The organism is Kineosporiaceae bacterium, from assembly GCA_016713225.1.
In the GTDB taxonomy this organism is placed as follows: Bacteria; Actinomycetota; Actinomycetes; order Actinomycetales; family Kineosporiaceae; genus JADJPO01.
In genome coordinates this window covers 336,428-356,608 of sequence record JADJPO010000003.1, presented here as the reverse complement: position 1 = coordinate 356,608, position 20,181 = coordinate 336,428, and the positions used below count along the sequence as shown (strand labels likewise).

Genomic DNA, 20,181 nt, shown 5'->3' with positions numbered 1-20,181 from the left:
GGACGGGCGGCACCTGGTCGCTCACATCAGCTGCAACCGGAGGGCCAGCCACCCCCCCACAAACGCGCACCGGCCCCGCGCGGGCGCGTCGGCGGGCACAGGTGAAGCACACCTGGGGCGTCGGAGGCGCGGCCCTGCATCTTCTCCAGCAGTTCGGCGCTGGAGTGCACCTCGACCGGAGCCGCCTTGACCGCGACGGCACCGGCGAGATCGGCCGGCTTCGCCTTGGGCTTGGGCTGGGAGGAGGCCGACTGCGCCATGCTCTCGAGCTCTTCTTCGACCTCGTCGTCGCTGGATTCCTCGACATAGGAACCGGTTTCGGGGTGTCGGGTGCGCTCCTCGGCGGTGTAGATGCTCATCGCCGAGCGGGTGTCGAAGTCGAGGTAGTCCAGCGCCAGGCGACGGAAGACGTAGTCCATGATCGACTGAGCCATGCGCACGTCGGGGTCGTCGGTCAGACCGGCCGGCTCGAAGCGCATGTTGGTGAACTTCTCGACGTAGGTCTCGAGCGGCACCCCGTGCTGGATCGCGACGGAGACCGCGAGCGAGAAGGCGTCCATCATGCCGGCGAGGGTCGAGCCCTGCTTGCCGAACTTGAGGAACAGCTCGCCCAGGTCGCCGTCCGGGTACTGACCGGCCGTCAGGTACCCCTCGGCGCCACCCACGGCGAACGACGTGGTCTGGCTGGTGCGGCGCTTCGGCAGCCGGCGTCGGGTCGCGCGGTACTCGACTCGCACCTCGGGTGCCGGTGTGGCCTCGGCAGCGACGGCCACGTCGGACTTCTTGGCCTTGCCGTCCGACAGCGGCTGACCGACCTTGCAGTTGTCGCGGTAGACCGCCAGTGCCTTCAGACCGAGCTTCCAGCCCTGGAAGTAGACGTCCGAGATCTCTTGCACGCTCGCCGACTCGGGCAGGTTGACGGTCTTGCTGATCGCCCCGGACAGGAACGGCTGGCAGGCAGCCATCATCCGCACGTGCCCCATGGGCTCGAAAGCGCCCGCTCGCCCATCGCGCAGTCGAACACGTCGTAGTGCTCCCGCCGCAGCCCCGGCGCATCCACCACGTGACCGTGCTCGGCGATGTACTCGACGATCGCTTCGACCGTCTCCTCGGCGTAGCCCATCTTGCGCAGCGCCAGCGGGATGGTCTGGTTGACGATCTGCATCGAGCCGCCGCCGACCAGCTTCTTGAACTTGACCAGCGAGAAGTCGGGCTCGATACCCGTGGTGTCGCAATCCATCATGAAGCCGATGGTGCCGGTGGGCGCGAGCACACTGGCCTGCGCGTTGCGCCAGCCGTTCTTCTCACCGATCGTGTTGCCGAGCTCCCACTCGCGGGTGGCCACCCGGTGTACATCACGATCGAGCGCGGTGACCGAACGGATCGCATCGTTGGCCGCGGCGTGCTTGCGCATCACCCGACGGTGCCCCTCGGCGTTGCGGGCGTAACCCTCGTAGGCCCCCACCACGCCGGCCATCTCGGCCGACCGACGGTAGGCGGTGCCGGTCATCAACGAGGTGATGGACGCCGCCAGCGCCCGCCCACCCTCGGAGTCGTACCCGAGGCCCGAGGCCATCAGCAGCGCACCGAGGTTGGCGTAGCCGATACCGAGCTGGCGGAACGTCCGGGTGGTCTCACCGATCGGCTCGGTCGGGAAGTCGGCGAAGCAGATCGAGATGTCCATCGCCGTGATGACCAGCTCGACCACCTTGACGAACAGCTCGGCGTCGAACGAGCCGTCGCTGCTCACGAACTTCATCAGGTTCAGCGAGGCCAGGTTGCAGCTGGAGTTGTCCAGGTGCATGTACTCCGAGCACGGGTTCGAGGCGGTGATCCGGCCCGACTCGGGGGTGGTGTGCCAGTCGTTGATGGTGTCGTCGTACTGGATGCCGGGGTCGGCGCACTCCCAGGCGGCCTTGGCCATCTTCTCGAACAGCCCTCGGGCGTCGACGCTCTCGATCACCTCACCGGTCAGGCGTGAGCGCAGGCCGAACGGGTCACCGTTCTCGACCGCTCGCATGAACTCGTCGCTGACCCGAACCGAGTTGTTGGCGTTCTGGTACTGGACGCTGATGATGTCCTTGCCGCCCAGGTCCATGTCGAAGCCGGCGTCGCGCAACGCGCGGATCTTGTCCTCCTCGCGCGCCTTGGTGTCGATGAACTCCTCGATGTCGGGGTGGTCGACGTCCAGCACGACCATCTTCGCCGCGCGACGCGTGGCACCCCCGGACTTGATCGTCCCGGCCGAGGCGTCCGCCCCGCGCATGAACGACACCGGGCCGGACGCCGTCCCGCCGCTGGCCAGCAGCTCCTTCGAGGACCGGATCCGGGACAGGTTCAGGCCGGCGCCGGAGCCGCCCTTGAAGATGAACCCCTCCTCCTTGTACCAGTTGAGGATCGAGTCCATCGAGTCGTCGACCGACAGGATGAAGCACGCCGAGACCTGCTGCGGAGCGGGCGTGCCCACGTTGAACCAGACCGGTGAGTTGAAGCTGAACACCTGGTGCAACAACATGTGGGTCAGCTCGTGCTCGAACACGTCGGCGTCGGCGTCGGTCGCGAAGTACCCCGCGTCCTTGCCCGCCTTGGTGTAGGTCAGCACGACCCGGTCGATCAGCTGCTTGAGGCTGCGCTCACGCACGTCGGACCCCAACGCGCCGCGGAAGTACTTGGTGGTGACGATCGTGGAGGCGTTCAGGCTCCAGAAATCGGGGAACTCGACGCCCTTCTGCTCGAAGATCGTCTCGCCGGTCCTCCAGTTGGTCCTGGACGACGTCACGCCGCTCCCAGGTCACCGCGTCGTAGGGGTGCACCCCGGCGGTGGTGAAGACCCGTTCGACCGTCAGCCCTTGTGTTGCAGCCGGGGGCTGTCTGCCTTCGCCTTTACGCCCCCAGGGCCGGACGAGGTCTGAGTCATCGCTGTGTTCCCCTCAATGATCGCTACTGATGCCGACGGTGCGTCTGATGTGCGTCTGATGTGGTGGCGTACTGGTGCTGTGGTCCGTGCTGCTGGGGTGTCGCGCCGCCGGGGTGCCCGCGCAGGATCTGTCGAGTTGGCGGAGTGGTCCCGTCGGCGGCGCCACCTTCCCCAGCAGCGCCGCCGACGGGGGTTCTAGATCACACCTGCGGTGGAGCCGTTCGGTGTGGTGTGCCCCGTCAGGGGCTCGTTCATTCCTGTCAGGGCGTCACGTTCGGCGCGCAGCAGGGCGATGGCGGACTCGAAATCCGCCAGGGAGTCGAACGCCTGATAGACGCTCGCGAAGCGCAGGTAGGCGACCTCGTCCAGTTCTCGCAGCGGCCCGAGGATCGCCAGCCCGACGTCATGGGCATCGACCTCGGCCGCGCCCGTGGCCCGGATACTCTCCTCCACGCGCTGAGCCAGGCGGGCCAGGTCGTCCTCGCCGACCGGGCGACCCTGACAGGCCTTGCGGACCCCGGTGATCACCTTCGCCCGACTGAACGGCTCGGTGGCCGCCGATCGCTTGACGACCGTCAAGCTCGCCGTCTCCATGGTGCTGAAGCGGCGCCCACACTCGGGGCACTGCCGCCGACGGCGGATCGAGGTGCCGTCGTCGATGCTGCGGGAGTCGACAACCCTCGAATCGGCGTTTCGGCAGAACGGACAGTTCACACCGACCACCTCCTCTCCACGGTTCGCCACCCCCGCCGACCCAGCTCGACCGGCCACCCGAGGGCTTCTGTGGATGCACCTGGGGATGACCTGTGGACGACCCCCCACAAACCTGGGGATCATGCTGGGGACTACATGTGGACGGCTTACATCGGTGTAACTACTAGATCTGGGGGTAACGCTAAGCCGCTACCCCCGGAGGCGCAACTCACGACACGCCGGGAAACGCCGTCCGGCACCCTGCAGCCAGGCCGGCGAACGAACCCCGTCGCCGCAGGCCAGCCCCTCACCCAGGCACCTCCACCGACGGCGGACACGCCGACGTGAGCGCCGACGTGACCCAGGGCGAGGGTCATCCGCGACGCCCCCACTCGGCCGATGCCCCCACTCGGCCGACCCCCACGCTCATCGCCGCGGTACCGCGAGTCGCAACCCGACGGGGAGCTCGGCGCTGCTCAGGTGGTTCAACTCGACGATCTGCTCCACCAGGTCGCGCGGATCACTGCCCGGCTCGGCCCGCAGGGCGATCTGCCACAACGTCTCCCCCGGCGCCACCAGGTGATAGCTCATCGGAACCGGCGCAGCATGCTCACCACCCTGCGCCGACCCACCGCCGAGCAGGACCGCACCCACCACGGCCGTGAGCACGAGGCCGATCGTGGCCAGCACCAACAGCCACCGCGCCACCAGCCGCCCCCGCCGCGTCAGGCGCACCGGGCCCGACGCCCGCGCGTGGCGCCCCGACGAGGCACCCTCGACCCCACCCGGCACGGGCGCTTGGGCCGACGCGCGGGAGGTGCGGGACGCCAGAGGGCGGGGAGCGGACGGGTGTGCCACCGGGGAAGAGTCAGGGTCGACATCGGTGCCTCCACATCGGGTTTCGGGCCGGACATCACCCGGTCCTCGGACACCCGGCCGGGCGGCCGGACGTCGAACGCTCGTTCGAATCGAACGTGTGTCCGAGTTCTATCACCCCCCACCGACAGAGTCGAGACACCCTCGAACATATGTTTGAAACGTGTCGCGATTCGTTCTACGGTGACTACGAAGCTCGCACCCGAGCCCGGGCCCGGCTGCGTGACCGAGTGACCCGACTGTGTGGAGGACGACATGACGAGGCGGCGGCTCGACCAGACGGATCGAGCGGACGTGGCTGCGGCCGGCAAGGCCGCCCACGACGACACGCCCGGTGGCGAGGTGCACGTGTTGCCCGACGGCCCCGCCGACGGCGACGGCCTCACCGACCGTCAGCGACTCGTGCTCGAGACCATTCGCGACTCGGTGGAACGCCGTGGCTACCCGCCGAGCATGCGGGAGATCGGGGCCATCGTCGGGTTGACCAGCCCCAGCAGCGTGGCCCACCAGCTCAGCACCCTCGAGCGCAAGGGATACCTGCGGCGTGACCCCAACCGCCCTCGCGCGATCGAGGTACGCATGCCCGGCGAATCGCACGCGGTGCGCCCGATCGAGGGGAGTTCGACCCCACGGACTACTCCGAGCTGCGACCCCAGCCCTCGTATGTTCCGGTCGTGGGGCGGATCGCCGCGGGGGACCGATCCTGGCCGAGCAGGCCGTCGAGGATGTGTTCCCACTCCCCGCCAGCTGGTCGGCGAGGGCAGCTCTTCCTGCTCAAGGTGGTGGGCGACTCCATGGTCGAGGCAGCCATCTGCGACGGCGACTGGGTCGTGGTCCGCCAGCAGTCGGTCGCCGACAACGGTGAGATCGTGGCGGCGATGCTCGATGGCGAGGCCACGGTGAAGACCTTCAAACGGCGCGACGGGCACGTCTGGCTGCTACCGCACAACGCCGCCTATGACCCGATTCCCGGGGACGAGGCGACCATTCTCGGACGCGTCACGGCCGTGCTTCGTCGCGTATGAGTCCGCTCGACCACCGTGGGGCACTACTATTGACACTCAGTGATGTTCTCGCCCTGCGCTCACGCCGGGCCGGAATCGCCGACCAAGGAGAACCTGACGTGCAGGGACACCACATCGACGAGACGCTGCGCACCGTGATTGCCCGGCATCTCGACGTGCCCCCACAGAACTGACCACCGAGTCCTCCCTGGAGGAACTGGGCCTGGACGACGACCTCGCCAGCCTCATGCTGGGCGCCGTGGGCGACGAGCTCGAGGCTCCGCTTCCCCGACGACTTCCTCGACGGGCTGGACACCTACGGCAAGCTGCACAGCGCCGTCCTGATGGCCGTCGGAGCCTGACTCAGGCCCCGCTCGACACCGCCTCGACCACCCGGGCCACGTCGTCCTCGTCGTTCCACACGTGGAACGCCAGGCGTAGGCGGCCGGCCCGGGTGGCGAAACGGCATCCTGCCTCCCGCAGTCGCCGTTCGACCGCCCCGTTCGGATCGGCCAAGGACAGAATCGGGCAGTTGGCCGGCGGCATGCCCAGTGCCCGCCGGACGCCGTCCGCGAGCTCGACCCCGGTCCACCGGACGCCCTCACCTGCTGCCGCCAACAGGTCCAGGGTGGGCGCTGCCCCGACCCACGCCAACCATGCCGGCGACACATCCAGCCGACGAGCATCGCCGGCCAGGGTCATCTCGGGACCATAGATCGATTCCCAGACCGTCTCACCCGCGTACCACCCGGCCGAGACCGGTCGCAGCCAGGCCAGCGCCTCAGGACTCGCCGAGGCGAAGGCCACCCCTCGCGGACAGCTCAGCCACTTGTAGGCCGCGCACACCGTGACATCGATCGAGGAGGCCGCCACCGGCAACCAGCCCACCGCCTGCGTCGTGTCGCACACCGTCCTGGCCCCGTGGCGGCGGGCGGCGTCCAGGATGGCCTCGAGATCGGCGAGCCGACCATCGGCGGACTGCACCAGCGAGAAGGCCACCAGCGACGTGGTGGCCCGGATCTGATCAGCGACCTCGGCCAACGGCACCTGCCGCACCACGACCCCGCGATCGCGTTGCGTCAGGAACGGGAACACCACCGACGAGAAGTCACCCGCCGGCACCACCACCTGGCGCCCTCGGGAAGCGAGGCCGCCACCGGCGCGAGCATGGCCGAGACCTGAGACCCCACCGCCACCCAGGACGTCGGCACCCCGACCAACCGAGCCCAGGCGGCCCGACTCGACGACACCGCAGCGTCGTATCCGGACGCCGAGGCCGCACCTCGGCCCACTCCCCCACCGCCGCGCGCAGAGCCGCCGCGCCGGCGATCGACGGCAGGCCCATGGTGGCGGCATCCAGGTACCCCGGAACCCGATGGAAGGCCGACTGCAGTGCGGTCCTCGACCCCGCCTCCGACGCCGCCGCTGACGCCGCTTCTGACGAAGACGCGGTATCCGAACAGGTGATTTCCGGATCGCTCATTCGGCCATGGTGTCGACGCCACGCCGCATCACACAATGCCGATCTTCACCTGCTGCCCATAGGGTCCCGTTATGGCTTCGACCCTGGACCTCTCCTCGCTGCGCCTGGTGCGCGCGATCGCCGACGCGGGCACGATCACCGGCGCAGCCACCACTCTCGGCTTCACCCAGCCGGCGGTGAGCCAGCACGTCCGGCGGCTGGAACGTCGACTCGGAACCGCGTTGCTGGAGCGGCATGCCCGCGGTGTTCGCTTGACCGAGGCGGGCCAGGTCCTCGCGCGATACGGCGCCACCGTGGCCGCCACGGTCGCCGCGGCGGAACGTGAGGTGTCGGCCCTGGCCGGGCTGCGCGCGGGCCGGGTACGCGTGATGTCGTTCCCCTCGGCATCGGCCACCCTGGTACCCGCGGCACTCCTCCTGTTGCGCGACAACGCACCTGACGTCGAGGTCGACTTCAGCGAGGCCGAGCCGCCCGAGGCGACAGCTGCCCTACGCGAGGGCCGCTGCGACATCGCGGTCACGTTCGACTACACCTCGCCGGACCCCGCAGCGCATCCCCCGGGGGCGCCGGACCTCGACCGCGAACACCCCGAGCGCGCGGACCATCTCGGGGTACACCGGGTGCAGTTGATGTCGGACGCCAGTCTGCTCGCGATCGCCTCCGGTGACCCCTTGGCGGACGAGCCCCGCCTACACCTGCGCGACCTGACCGATACCCGGTGGATCGCCGGTTGCTCCCCGTGCCGCACCCACTTGACCGACTCGGCCGCAGCCGCCGGATTCGCCCCCCGGATCGCCTTCGAGACCGACGACTACATGGCGACGCTGGCCTTCGTGGCCGCCGGGCTGGGTGTGGCCCTGTTGCCCGGGCTGGTGGCTCCCGTCGCCGCGACCTATCCCGGGACCCTGCGCTCCATCGCGGGGGTCGGCCGGCGCGCGGTCCACGCCCTGACCACGACCGATCTGCTGCGCGTACCCGCGGTGGCGGTCACCATCGAGGCGCTCCAGGAAGCTGCCGCGGTCCAGTGACCACCGGCTGAAACGGGTTACGACACCACGGTTTCGGTGCCGGTCGGGACGTCGATGCGCCGCAGCGCGGCCACCACGACCTCACGGTCGGTGGTGGTCCAGAACGGCGGCAGCGAGGCCCGCAGGAACCCGGCGTAGCGCGCCGTCGCCAGGCGCGAGTCGAGGACGGCCACGACCCCCCGATCGGCACCCGAGCGCACCAGCCGCCCCACGCCCTGGGCCAACAACAGGGCCGCGTGCGTGGCCGCGACCGACATGAAGGCATTGCCACCGTGACGGGCCACCGCCTCTTGTCGGGCGGTACCCAGCGGGTCGTCCGGTCGGGGGAACGGGATGCGATCGACCACCACCAATTGACACGAGGCGCCTGGCACGTCGACCCCCTGCCACAGCGACAACGTGCCGAACAGGCAGGTGCGCTCGTCGTCCGCGAAGGCCCGGACCAGGGTCGGGGTCTGGTCATCGCCCTGGCACAGGATCGGGACGTCCAGCCGCTCACGCAACAGCTCGGCGGCGGTCTGAGCGGCACGCCGGGAGGAGAACAGCCCCAGGGTGCGACCACCGGCGGCCTCGACCAACCCGGCCAGCTCGTCGATCATCGGCTCGCCGAGCCCGTCCCGACCGGGCGCCGGCAGATGCCGCGCGATGTACAGGATCGCCTGACGCGGGTAGTCGAACGGGCTGCCCACGTCCAGCCCGGTCCACGCCGCCGGAGATGCCGGCACCGCATCGTCATCGTGGTCGTCGTGGTCGTCGTCGTGGTCGCGGACCGCGCTGCCCGAGGCCGATGCCCGCGCGCCCTCGCCACCCTCGCCCCGGCTCAGACCGAACGAGCGCGCCACCGCGTCGAAGCTGCCGCCGACCGACAACGTCGCGGACGTCGCGATGACCGTGCGCTCGTCGAACACCCTGGCGCGCAACGCCCCTGCCACCGTCAGCGGTGCGACATGGAGACCGATGCGCACCGGGCCGGACTCGGGTCGACCCACCCGCGACAGCCACGCCACGTCGGCCCCGCCCCGGGCGGCCGACCCGCTGGCCAATCGCTCGGCGACGTCGAAGATCTCACCGATCGCAGCCCGGGCCAACGCCCGAGCGCCGTCGGCCCCACCCGACCCGGCCGCCGGCTTGGTTGCCTCGAGCGCACTGATCAGTCCGCGCGCGGTGTCCCGCACCGCGACGACCGCAGCACCGAGCTGATCGTCGTCGTGCTGCGCCAGGTCGGTGATCCGCCCCTCGGGCGCGACCTGGAACGCGGCCGCCAAACCCGTTGCGGCGTCGTCCAGTTCGGTCGTGGTGACCCCGGTACCACGGCATCGCCGGGCAGCGACCTCGACCGCGGTGACGGTGAGCCCTTGGAGACCACCGACGTCACCCGGTCGGCCAGTTCGTGGGCCTCGTCGACGACCAGGATCTCGTGGTCGGGGCAGCAGGCTGCGCCACTCGAAGGCGTCGATCGCGACCACCGCGTGGTTGGTCACCACGATGTCGACGTGGCGGGCCCGCTCGCGGGCGTTGTCGCAGAAGCACTCGGTGGCCCGGGGACACGTGGTGCCCAGGCACTCGCGCGCCGAGACCGAGACCTGCCGCCAGGCCTGCTCGCTCACGCCCGGCACCAGCTCATCGCGTTCGCCGGCCGTGCTGGTCTCGGCCCACTCGCGCAACCGCACCACCTGCAGGCCGATGCGCCCGGCCAGCGGGGCGGGGGCGCCGGCCGCCGCCATCGCGAACAGGCCGCCGTCGTCCTCGGGGTAGCCACCCTCGAGCTTGTACCGGCAGACGTAGTTGGCCCGCCCCTTGACCACCTGCCACGTGGGACGCCGCCCCAACAACGGGGTGAGCGCATCGGCCAGCCGGGGCAGGTCACGCTCGACGATCTGTGACTGCAGCGCCAGGGTCGCGGTGGACACCACGACCGTCTGCCCGGATCGGACGGCGTGAGCGATCGCGGGGACCAGGTAGGCCAGGGACTTGCCGGTCCCCGTGCCGGCCTGCACCAGCAGGTGGACGCCGCTGGTCATCGCCTCCGCCACGGCCTCGGCCATGCGCTGCTGACCTTCGCGTGGGGTGCCGTCGACCGCCGCCACCGCGGCGTCCAGCAGATCCCCACGCACCGAGCCTACGTGAGGCCGACCGCCTCACGAGACAGACGGCGCCGGGACTGGGGATGATCAGGCCACCGCGACGGCACGCAGTGCATCGGCCAGGTCGGGCCGGACCCGGGCCCGCAGCCGGGTGCCGTCCTCGCAGTGCTCGGTGTCGAGCACCTCGCCCTCGGAGTGCGCCCGGCTGACCAGGTCACCGCGCTGGTAGGGCACCACCAGATCGACCTCGACATCGGGCCGGGGCAGTTCGGCGGCGACCAGCTCGGCGAGCTCGGCGAAACCGACGCCGGTGCGGGCCGAGACGGCGATCGAGCCCTTCTCGCGCCGCAGCAACCGGTCGATCTCGTCGGGATCCGCGGCGTCGATCTTGTTGATCACGACGATCTCCCGGACGGCGCTCGCGCCGACGTCGGCGAGCACCTCGCGCACCGCGGCGAGCTGGCCGTCGGGGTCGGGGTGCGCGCCGTCGACGACGTGGAGCACGAGGTCGGCGTCGGCCACCTCTTCGAGCGTGGACCGGAACGCCTCGACCAACTGATGCGGCAGCCGGCGGACGAAACCGACGGTGTCGGTGAGGGTGAAGGTTCGCCCGTCTGCGGTCTGGGCACGGCGCACGGTCGGGTCGAGGGTGGCGAACAGGGCGTCCTCGACCAGCACGCCCGCGCCGGTCAACCGGTTGAGAATGCTGGACTTCCCGGCGTTGGTGTACCCGGCGATGGCCACCGAGGGCACCTCGTGCCGGCGGCGTCCGGACCGCTTGGTGTCGCGGGCGGCCTTCATACCTGAGATCTGGCGGCGCAGCTTGGCCATGCGGGTGCGGATCCGGCGCCGGTCGAGTTCGATCTTGGTTTCACCGGGGCCACGCGAGCCGATGCCCTCACCGCCGGCCACCCGGCCACCGGCCTGGCGCGACATCGAGTCACCCCAACCGCGCAGGCGTGGCAGCAGGTACTCGAGCTGAGCCAGCTCGACCTGGGCCTTGCCCTCCTTGGACTTGGCGTGCTGGGCGAAGATGTCCAGGATCAGTGCCGTCCGGTCGATGACCTTGACCTTGACCACGTCCTCCAGACCACGGCGCTGGGACGGTGACAGGTCGCCGTCGCAGATCACCGTGTCCGCACCGGTGTCGGCCACCAGCGCGCGCAGTTCCTCGGCCTTGCCCGAGCCCAGCCAGGTGCCCGGGTCGGGGTTCTCGCGTCGCTGCAGCACGCCGTCCAGCACCTCGGAACCGGCTGTCTCGGCGAGTGCCGCCAGCTCACGCAGCGAGATCTCGGCACCCTGGGAGGTCTCGTGGCCGCCGCCGTACAGGCCGGCGAGCACCACGCGTTCGAGACGCAGCTGGCGGTACTCGACCTCGGTGACGTCGGTGAGCTCGGTCGACAACCCGGCGACCCGGCGCAGCGCATGCCGGTCGGCGAGATCGAGCTGCTCACCGTCCCACGAACTCGACTCATCGTGGTGGGCAGGAGTGGATGCGGTAGTCATGGCTCCCTCAGCCTCTCAGGCATCCCGCGGTCACGCCACGTGATTAGCGGCTGGGCTTCGCCCCTCGAGCAGGCCCGGCCGCTGGCCTAGGCTGTGCCGGTGTCCTCCGGCGAGCACTACTTCAGCGAGCAGCAGTCCGGCCCCGCCGAGCGGCGCACCCTCGAGGTGAGACTCGCCGGGCGTGAGGTCGCCGTGGTCACCGCAGGCAACGTGTTCAGCGGTGATCGGCTCGACCTGGGCACCCGGGTGCTGCTGCGCGACGTGCCCGCCCCACCCGCCGAGGGGCATCTGCTCGACCTGGGCTGTGGTTGGGGTCCGCTGGCCCTCACGCTGGCGATGCACTCCCCCGGTGCCCACATCTGGGCGGTCGACGTGAACCCGTTGGCCCGTGAGCTGACCGCCGAGAACGCTGCCACCCACGGCCTGACGAACATCACCGTCGCCGCCCCGCAGGACGTTGCGCCAGACCTCCGGTTCGCGGCCATCTGGTCCAACCCCCCGATCCGGATCGGCAAGCCGGCCCTGCACGCACTGCTGCAGCAGTGGCTGCCCCGATTGACCGACGACGGTCACGCCTACCTCGTGGTGCAGCGCCACCTCGGTGCGGACTCGCTGCACGCCTGGCTCGCCCAGCTGCTGCCCGAGGTCTTCCCGTCGCACACGGTCCGCCGCCTGGGCAGCGCGAAGGGATATCGCGTGCTCGAGGTGTCACCCGGCTGAGCCGCGGTGCGCACCGGAGCTCAGCCGAGCAGCGTGCCCTCGGCGACGATCCGGGCCGGGCCGACCAGCTCGGCGTGCTCCCCCGCCAACGGCGAGCCCTGCGCCAGCCGCACCAGTAACCGGCCACCCGGCACGTCGACGGTCCATTCGTCGGGAGCACCGTCGCCGGCCCAGACCCGCGCCGCCAGCACCGCAGCGACCGCGCCGGTGCCGCACGAGCGGGTCTCACCCGAGCCCCGTTCGTGCACCCGCATGACGAGGTGACCCAGTGGCCGGCCGGCCGCGTCCCGGTCGACGCCGTGACCGGGAACGACGAACTCGACGTTGGCCCCTTCGGGCGCCACCGGGTCGAGCACCGGTGCCCGGGTCAGGTCGAGAGCGCGCAGGGTGGCCACGTCGGGTACGGCGACCACGACGTGGGGGTTGCCGATGTTCACCGAGAGCCCGGCCTGCGCCAGGGACGACCCGTGCGCGTGCACCGTGCGGTCGCTACCCGCCTCGGCAGCAGCCGTTCCGCCCTCGATCCGCCACGGACCGAGGTCGACGGCGTACTGCTCGCCCTCGCGACGCACGGTCTTCACCCCGGCGCGGGTGTCGATCGCGATGCTGTCGCCGTCGGCGAGGTCGAGCAGTCCGGCGCGAACCAGGTAGTGCACGAACACCCGGATGCCGTTGCCGCACATCTCGGCGAGTGAGCCGTCGGCGTTGCGGTAGTCCATGAACCAGCGACCGGCCTCGCCCTCGGCTGAGCGCACGACACGCAGGATTCCGTCGCCGCCCAGGCCGGCCCGACGATCACACAGCGCCTGCACCGCGGGCGCGTCTAGCTGCAGGCGCCCGTCGGGATCGGGCAGCACGACGAAGTCGTTCTCGGTGCCGTGGCCCTTGGCCCACGACAGGCCTGCCAGCGGCGAGGTCGGTGCCTGCGGCGAGGGCACGTCGAGCGTCGGGGGCGAGGCCGAGGTCATGGCGCACAGCGTTGCACAGCCCGGGCGATCAGGTCGGCCGCGTCGTGGTCGAGCCAGGTGATGCGGGGGTCGCGGCCGAACCACGACAGCTGACGCCGCGCGAACCGCCGGGTCGCGGTGACGGTGGCCAGCCGCGCGGCGGCGTCGTCCAGTTCGCCGTCCAGCAGCTGCAGCACCTGCGCATAGCCGAGGGCGCGTGAGGCGGTGCGGCCGGCGCGCAGGCCGTGGAGCTCGGCGAGGTCACGCGTCTCGGCGACCAGCCCGGCGTCCCACATGCGCTCCACCCGGGTCGCGATCCGCTCGTCGAGCACCGGGCGTGGCACCTGCAGCCCGATCTGGATCGCGGGCTGGTGGTAGGCGCCGGTGGGGAGGGTCGCGGTGAACGGCCGCCCGGTCAGGGCGATCACCTCCAGCGCCCGGACGACGCGCCGCGCGTTGCTCGGCAGGATCGCTACCGCCGCGGCCGGGTCGCGCTCGGCGAGCCGGGTGTGCAGGGCTGTCGCGCCGATCTGCTCGAGCTCGGTCTCGAGGGCGGCGCGCACGCGGGGATCGGTCGGGGGAATCTGCAGCTCGTCCAGGACCGCGCGGAGGTAGAGACCCGAGCCGCCGGCCAGGATCGGACGCCGCCCGCGCGAGCGGATGTCCTCGATCGCGGCCCGCGCCTCGCGTTGATAGGCGGCGACGCTCGCCTCGTCGGTCACCTCGAGCACGTCGAGCTGGTGATGCGGGACGCCGCGGCGTTCGGGCACGGGGAGTTTGGCGGTGCCGATGTCCATCCCGCGGTAGAGCTGCATCGCATCCGCGTTGACGATCTCACCGTTCAGGACCACGGCCAGCTCGACGGCGAGATCGGACTTGCCCGAGGCGGTCGGTCCCACCACGGCGATCACCGGGGCGGCGAATCGTGCCGCCGCGACGGCTGGAGGACTCACGACGTGAGTCTGGCACGCCAGCGTCGGGCGGAGCGGGCATGATGTTGACGTACAGCCGCGGTCAGCGGCGTTCCGAACAGGGAGATACATCACGCCATGAGCGCGTTCGACGATCTGAAGAACAAGGCCGCTGAGCTTGCCGACCAGGCCAAGGAAGGTCTCGCCAGCGCCACGGAGCACGCCAAGCACGGGCTGGAGTCCGCCAAGGACAACCTCGAGGGCCTGTCCGACGCCGCGATCGCGAAGGCCGGGGACGCCGTCGACGCGGCCACCGGTGGCAAGTTCGCCGACAAGGTCGACGCCGTCCAGGCCAAGGCCGACGAGCTGATCAAGGGCCGCGAGGCCGCTGCCCCGGAGGAGCCGCAGGTCTGAGCCTGCGTTACCCCACCGTGTCACCAGTGATCGCCGTGGGATCGGCGTTCTCCCCCGGGCTATCGGGGAAGACCACGATTCCCGGCGATCACTGCTGTGCGGGCTGCACCACCGGGATCGCGATCCCGGTCGCCGGACGGCGCGTGGCCGCCGCGCGCTCGGCCCAGGCGTCCCCGGCACGGGTGCGGCGAACCTCGAACGGGCCACCGGTCAGCACGCCGTCCGCCACCAGGTGGTGCGGCGCACCGTAGGTCACCTGCACCGTGACGACGTCCCCCGGCCGGGGGCGGAGCGGGCCGCCCGCCCCGGCCACAGCCGCCACGGTGTCCGGGAGCGCGAAGTGCACCAGCCGGCCGTCTCGGGCGCGACCGGACAGCCGGGCGGTGGCCTGGTCCTTGCGGCCCTCGCCCTCGGCGACCAGGACGTCGAGCACCCGCTGTTCCTGGGCGCGGTTCTCGGCCCAGCTGATCTCCTCCTGCAACGCCACCAACCGCTCGTACCGTTGCTGCACAACGGCTTTGGGAACCTGATCGGGCAGCGTGGCGGCCGGCGTCCCGGGGCGGGGTGAGTACTGGAAGGTGAACGCCTGCGCGAACCGGGACGCCGCCACCACCTCGAGCGTGGCCTCGAAGTCGGCCTCGGTCTCACCCGGGAAGCCGACGATGATGTCGGTGCTGATCGCGGCGTCCGGGATGGCGGCTCGGACCCGATCGAGGATGCCCAGGAATCGTTCACTGCGGTACGAGCGCCGCATCGCCTTGAGCAGCCGGTCCGAGCCGGACTGCAGCGGCATGTGCAACTGCGGCATGACGTTGGCCGTACCGGCCATCGCCTCGATCACGTCGTCGGTGAACGCCGCCGGGTGCGGGCTGGTGAAACGCACCCGTTCCAGGTGGTCGACCTCACCGCAGGCCCGCAGCAGTTTGGCGAAGGCACCCCGGTCACCGAACTCGACGCCGTAGGTGTTGACGTTCTGGCCGAGCAGCGTGACCTCGATGGCACCCTCGGCGACCAGGGCCTCGATCTCGGCCAGGATGTCGCCCGGGCGGCGATCGCGTTCGGTGCCGCGCAGGCTCGGCACGATGCAGAAGGTGCACGTGTTGTTGCACCCGACACTGATCGAGACCCAGGCGGCGTACGGCGACTCGCGGCGCGTGGGCAGCGTGGAGGGAAAGACCTGCAGCGACTCGAGGATCTCGACCTGGGCCTGCTGGTTGTGGCGGGCGCGGTCGAGCAGCGCGGGCAGTGAGCCGACGTTGTGGGTGCCGAACACCACGTCGACCCAGGGCGCCTTGCGCACGATGGTGTCGCGGTCCTTCTGGGCCAGGCATCCACCGACCGCGATCTGCATGCCGGGGCGGGCCGCCTTGGCCGGGGCGAGGTGACCGAGGTTGCCGTAAAGCTTGTTGTCGGCGTTCTCGCGCACCGCACACGTGTTGAACACGACGACGTCGGCGGGTTCGGCGTCGTCGGCGGCGCGCACGTACCCCGCGCCCTCGAGCAGACCCGAGATGCGCTCGGAGTCGTGCACGTTCATCTGACAGCCGTAGGTGCGCACCTGGTAGGTGCGCGGCGTGGTGGGTTCGGGTGACGTCATGGCCGCACCAGCCTACGGCGCGAGAGTCACCCCTGAGGTCAGGTCACCCCGTGGTGGACCGACCCACCACCACGGGCGCGGCATCCACCTCGGCCTCGGCACCCACCAACCCTGGAACAGCCGTGATCGGCGTGCGCCCTCGGCGGCGCATCCGCTGCTCGACTCGGGCTGCCACGGCGGTGAGCGAGTAGTTGATGACGATGAAGATCAACGCGGCGAACAGATAGGCCGGCACCGTGTTGGCATAGGCCGAGCCCAACGACTTCGACCAGTTCAGCAACTCGAGATAGGTGATCTGATAGCCCAACGCGGTGTCCTTCAACGCCACCACGAGTTGGCCGATCAGGGCGGGGAGCATCGCGGTGAGGGCCTGGGGCAGCTCGATCGAGCGCAGCGTCTGCGCCGGGCTGAGCCCGATCGACAGGCCGGCCTCGGCCTGCCCCCTGGGCAGCGAGTGGACGCCGGAGCGCACCAGCTCGGCCACCACCGAGCCGTTGTAGAGGGTCAGGGCGACCACGACGGCGGCCAGCGGGTTGTAGGCGTTCGGGAAGACGTTGTTGGCCGAGAACACCCCGGCCAGGAAGATCATCATGATCAGCACCGGGACGGCGCGGAAGAACTCCACGATGGCCCCGCTCACGGCGCGGATCGCGACGTGGGTCGACAGCCGGCCCATGCCGAAGATCAGCCCGAAACCGAAGGCCAGCACGATGGCCAGGGCCGCCGCGCGGATCGTGCCCCACAACCCGGGCAGCAGGTAGTTCACCCAGGCATCCGGTTCGAGGAACGCCGTCCACATGAAGCCCTGCAACTGCTGGGCGTCGGCCATCTTGCGCAGCACCAGGACGAGTCCGAACACCGCCAGCAGCAGCCCGAGAATCGTCAGCAGGCGATGACGCAGCCGGGCCTTGGGGCCGGGGGCATCGAAGAGAACCGCCTGGGCGCTCATCGCTTCACCGCCAATCGCCGCGACAGGCTGGTGAACCCGATGCCCAGCGGCAGGGTCAGGATCACGAAGCCACCCGCGAAGATCAGGAAGATGAACAGCGAGCTGCCCTCGTTCTCGACGATCTCGGACAGCAGGCCGGCAGCTTCGGATACCCCGATCACCGCCGCCACGGTGGTGTTCTTGACGAGCGCGATGAGGGTGGACCCCAGCGGCGCGATGGCGCCGCGGAACGCCTGCGGCAGGATCACCTCGCGCAAGCTCTGAGCGAAGGTCAACCCGATCGAGCGAGCCGCTTCCGCCTGACCCACCGGCACGGTGTTGACACCGCTGCGCAGCGCCTCACACACGAAGGCCGCGTGGTAGACCGAGAGCATCACCACCGCCCAGCGGAATCCGTTGCGGGCGAAGTCGTCATCCAGGCTCAGGCCCATGATGAAGCTCAGCCCGAGAATGCTCAGCACCATCAAGAGGGTGAGCGGAGTGTTGCGGATCAGGTTCACGTACGCCGTGCCCAGCGTGCGCAGACTGGCGACGGGTGAGACCCGGAGAACGGCTACCACGGTGCCCAGTAGCAGCGCCCCCAGGGCCGAGAGCACGCCCAACTGGACGGTCACCCAGAAGGCCGCAGCGATGTCATACCTGGCGAGGATGTCGCTCATCGCCACCCACCTCCCTCTCGATCAGGGCCCGGACGCCGACCACCTGGGCCGTGGCGGTCGGCGTCCGGGGAATCGTGAGCGCTTCTCAGGCGCAGGCGTCCGGCGTGGGCGGGTTACCGGCTCCCGGCTTGTACCCGGCGGGGCCGAGGTTGGCGTCCACGGCCTTCTGCCAGGCGCCGTCCTTGATCATGGCGTTCACCGCGTCGGTGACCTTCTGGCACAGCGCCGTGTCGCCCTTCTTGAGGCCGATGCCGTAGCGCTCCTCGGAGAAGGTCTTGCCCACGACCTTGAGCTTGCCCGTGTACTGGGCCTGGGCGGCATACCCGGCCAGGATCGTGTCGTCGGTGGTCAAGGCATCGACGCCCTTGGAGACCAGGGCAGCGACGCACTCCGAGTAGGTGCCGAACTCCTGCAGGTTGACGCCGGGGTACTTGTCCTTGACCTTCTGGGCCGAGGTCGATCCCTTGACCGAACACAGCTTCTTGCCGGTCATGGCCTCAGGTCCCGTGATGGACGTGTCGTCGGCCCGGACCAAGAGGTCCTGCCCGGCGATGAAGTACGGGCCGGCGAAGGAGACCTTCTGCTTGCGGGTGTCGGTGATCGAGTACGTGGCCACCACCAGATCGACCTGACCGGTCTCGATCAACGTCTCACGCTGGGCGCTCGGCGCCGGCACCCAGGTGATCTTGTCAGCCGTGGTGCCGAGCTTGCCGGCAACGTACGTGGCCACGTCGATGTCCATGCCCTTGTAGTCGCTGCCCTGCTTCAGGCCCAGGCCCGGCTGATCGATCTTGATCCCGATCTTCAGCCCACCCGCACCACTGCCCGAGCTCGTCGTGGCATCGGACCCGCCACAGGCAGTCAGGCCCACCGCCAGAGCGGCCGTGGCACCGAGAGCGGCGAGACGACGTCGTGTGATCTTCAATGAGTTCCCCTTCTGTCCTGCCGATCCCGTGCCCGATGAGCACCGGCCGGCACCGTCCGAGCGGGAGCGCCCCGGCTCGCGTGGTGGCTAGTGGGTGAGGATCTTGCTGAGGAAGTCCTTGGCCCGATCGCTCGTCGGGGCGGTGAAGAACTGCTGCGGCGGCGCCTGCTCGACGATCTGACCGTCCGACATGAACACCACGCGATTGGCCGCCTTGCGGGCGAAGCCCATCTCGTGAGTCACCACGATCATGGTCATGCCGCTCTCGGCGAGCTTGACCATCACGTCCAGCACCTCGTTGATCATCTCGGGGTCGAGGGCGGAGGTGGGCTCGTCGAACAGCATGACCTTGGGGTTCATGGCCAGCGACCGCGCGATGGCGACCCGCTGCTGCTGACCGCCGGAGAGCTGGGCGGGGTACTTGGCGGCCTGAGCATGGATGCCGACCCGCTCGAGCAGCTCCATCGCCTCGGCGTCGGCGAGCTTCTTCTGGTTGCTTGCGCACCTTGATCGGGCCGAGGGTGACGTTCTCGAGGATGGTCTTGTGGGCGAACAGGTTGAAGCTCTGGAACACCATGCCCACGTCGGCCCGCAGCTGGGCCAGCGCTTTGCCCTCCTCGGGAAGGGGGGTGCCGTCAATCGTGATCGTTCCGGTTTCGAAGGTCTCGAGACGGTTGATCGTGCGGCACAACGTGGACTTGCCCGACCCCGAGGGGCCGATCAGGATCAGCACCTCGCCCCGGCCGACCTCGAGATCGATGTCCCGCAGCACGTGGAGATCGCCGAAGTGCTTGTTCACCTTCGACATCACGACGAGCGGCTCAGCCATGCCGGGAACATACCCGAGCAATCACCATCTTTCGATCACAGAGTCGGACATTGAGTCCGTATTGCAATCACTCGGATATCAGTGATACTTCAACCAATCAGGCTCAGTCCGTCAGGTCCATCTCGGTGGCGTCGGCACAGACCGTCCGGATGGCCCGCAGCGCCACTCCCGCCCCGTAGCCCTTGCGGGCGAGCATCGACAGCAGGCGGCGATCCCTACGGGCGGGCTCGTCGAAGCGCATCGAGGCCACCCGACGCCGGCACAGGGCGATGGCCGCCGCGAGCTCGGCGTCCTCGTCGACCACCCCAGCCGCCTCGCGGGCCAGGTCGGAGTCGACACCACGGGATCGCAGTTCGTGCTCGAGTGCACGACGCGCCAGCCCACGACCGGTGTGGCGTGACTCGACCCACATCCGCGCGTACTCGGCGTCGTCGATCAGACCGACGTCCTCGAAACGCTCGAGTACCTGGTCGGCAACCTCGGCCGGGACGTCCCGCCGAGCCATCGCGTCGGCGAGCTGCGCCCGGGTCCGCGGGGCGGCCGTGAGCTGACGCAGGGCGATGGCACGAGCCACCACCGCCGGGTCGGCGTCCCGGGTCGGGTCGGCGGCGGTCTCGGGGTGGGGCTCTGCCGCCCTAC

14 protein-coding genes and 4 pseudogenes are annotated in these 20,181 nt (G+C 70.0%); 4 read left to right on the top strand and 14 right to left on the bottom strand.

Annotated elements, in window-relative coordinates; all coding sequences use genetic code 11:
* Positions 1-26 precede the first annotated feature (26 nt).
* The 3 genes and pseudogenes from IPK24_12650 to IPK24_12640 form a co-directional block, all read right to left on the bottom strand.
* Positions 27-2,846, bottom strand: a pseudogene (locus IPK24_12650) (vitamin B12-dependent ribonucleotide reductase).
* Positions 2,847-3,112: 266 nt separating this feature from the next.
* The gene (gene nrdR / locus IPK24_12645) at positions 3,113-3,631 is read right to left on the bottom strand and encodes a transcriptional repressor NrdR (GenBank protein MBK8076382.1); all 519 of its coding nucleotides are present in this window, start codon (positions 3,629-3,631) and stop codon (positions 3,113-3,115) included.
* 405 nt (positions 3,632-4,036) lie between these two features.
* Complete coding sequence (locus IPK24_12640) at positions 4,037-4,345, bottom strand: LysM peptidoglycan-binding domain-containing protein (GenBank protein ID MBK8076381.1); 309 nt, start codon at positions 4,343-4,345, stop codon at positions 4,037-4,039.
* Between the two features lie 396 nt (positions 4,346-4,741).
* Between IPK24_12640 and lexA the strand changes: the two are divergent.
* Positions 4,742-5,511: pseudogene (gene lexA / locus IPK24_12635) on the top strand (transcriptional repressor LexA).
* Between the two features lie 342 nt (positions 5,512-5,853).
* On the opposite strand, the pseudogene IPK24_12630 reads toward lexA, so the two are convergent.
* Positions 5,854-6,973, bottom strand: a pseudogene (locus tag IPK24_12630) (aminotransferase class V-fold PLP-dependent enzyme).
* A gap of 71 nt (positions 6,974-7,044) precedes the next feature.
* On the opposite strand from IPK24_12630, the gene IPK24_12625 reads away from it, so the two are divergent.
* The gene (locus IPK24_12625; protein MBK8076380.1) at positions 7,045-8,001 is read left to right on the top strand and encodes a LysR family transcriptional regulator; all 957 of its coding nucleotides are present in this window, start codon (positions 7,045-7,047) and stop codon (positions 7,999-8,001) included.
* Positions 8,002-8,018: 17 nt separating this feature from the next.
* Here IPK24_12625 and IPK24_12620 read toward each other — a convergent pair whose 3' ends face one another.
* Both IPK24_12620 and hflX read right to left on the bottom strand, forming a co-directional pair.
* Positions 8,019-10,022, bottom strand: a complete 2,004-nt coding sequence (locus IPK24_12620; protein ID MBK8076379.1) for an ATP-dependent DNA helicase — start codon at positions 10,020-10,022, stop codon at positions 8,019-8,021.
* 150 nt (positions 10,023-10,172) lie between these two features.
* Positions 10,173-11,591, bottom strand: a complete 1,419-nt coding sequence (gene hflX / locus IPK24_12615; GenBank protein MBK8076378.1) for a GTPase HflX — start codon at positions 11,589-11,591, stop codon at positions 10,173-10,175.
* 99 nt (positions 11,592-11,690) lie between these two features.
* On the opposite strand from hflX, the gene IPK24_12610 reads away from it, so the two are divergent.
* Positions 11,691-12,311, top strand: coding sequence for a methyltransferase (locus tag IPK24_12610; protein ID MBK8076377.1), 621 nt, complete (start codon positions 11,691-11,693; stop codon positions 12,309-12,311).
* Positions 12,312-12,331: 20 nt separating this feature from the next.
* Here IPK24_12610 and IPK24_12605 read toward each other — a convergent pair whose 3' ends face one another.
* Both IPK24_12605 and miaA read right to left on the bottom strand, forming a co-directional pair.
* Positions 12,332-13,279 (bottom strand): diaminopimelate epimerase, encoded by a 948-nt coding sequence (locus IPK24_12605; GenBank protein ID MBK8076376.1) that lies wholly within the window; start codon positions 13,277-13,279, stop codon positions 12,332-12,334.
* Positions 13,276-14,301 (bottom strand): tRNA (adenosine(37)-N6)-dimethylallyltransferase MiaA, encoded by a 1,026-nt coding sequence (gene miaA, locus IPK24_12600; protein MBK8076375.1) that lies wholly within the window; start codon positions 14,299-14,301, stop codon positions 13,276-13,278. Before miaA ends, IPK24_12605 begins: the two co-directional genes overlap by 4 nt.
* Before the next feature lie 6 nt (positions 14,302-14,307).
* Here miaA and IPK24_12595 point away from each other — a divergent pair, with 6 nt between their 5' ends.
* Positions 14,308-14,583, top strand: coding sequence for an antitoxin (locus IPK24_12595; GenBank protein ID MBK8076374.1), 276 nt, complete (start codon positions 14,308-14,310; stop codon positions 14,581-14,583).
* Between the two features lie 88 nt (positions 14,584-14,671).
* Here the strand turns inward: IPK24_12595 and miaB are convergent, their stop codons facing one another.
* The 6 genes and pseudogenes from miaB to IPK24_12565 all read right to left on the bottom strand — a co-directional run bounded on the left by miaB (position 14,672) and on the right by IPK24_12565 (position 20,047).
* Positions 14,672-16,180, bottom strand: coding sequence for a tRNA (N6-isopentenyl adenosine(37)-C2)-methylthiotransferase MiaB (miaB, locus tag IPK24_12590; protein ID MBK8076373.1), 1,509 nt, complete (start codon positions 16,178-16,180; stop codon positions 14,672-14,674).
* Positions 16,181-16,223: 43 nt separating this feature from the next.
* Complete coding sequence (locus tag IPK24_12585; protein ID MBK8076372.1) at positions 16,224-17,129, bottom strand: amino acid ABC transporter permease; 906 nt, start codon at positions 17,127-17,129, stop codon at positions 16,224-16,226.
* A complete protein-coding gene (locus IPK24_12580; protein ID MBK8076371.1) occupies positions 17,126-17,788 on the bottom strand; it encodes an amino acid ABC transporter permease in 663 nt (220 codons plus the stop codon). The genes IPK24_12585 and IPK24_12580 overlap by 4 nt, the downstream gene beginning before the upstream one ends.
* An 85-nt stretch (positions 17,789-17,873) precedes the next feature.
* Positions 17,874-18,707, bottom strand: coding sequence for a glutamate ABC transporter substrate-binding protein (locus IPK24_12575; protein MBK8076370.1), 834 nt, complete (start codon positions 18,705-18,707; stop codon positions 17,874-17,876).
* Positions 18,708-18,800: 93 nt separating this feature from the next.
* A pseudogene (locus tag IPK24_12570) lies at positions 18,801-19,542 on the bottom strand (amino acid ABC transporter ATP-binding protein).
* Between the two features lie 103 nt (positions 19,543-19,645).
* Positions 19,646-20,047 (bottom strand): RecX family transcriptional regulator, encoded by a 402-nt coding sequence (locus tag IPK24_12565; GenBank protein ID MBK8076369.1) that lies wholly within the window; start codon positions 20,045-20,047, stop codon positions 19,646-19,648.
* Positions 20,048-20,181 lie beyond the last annotated feature (134 nt).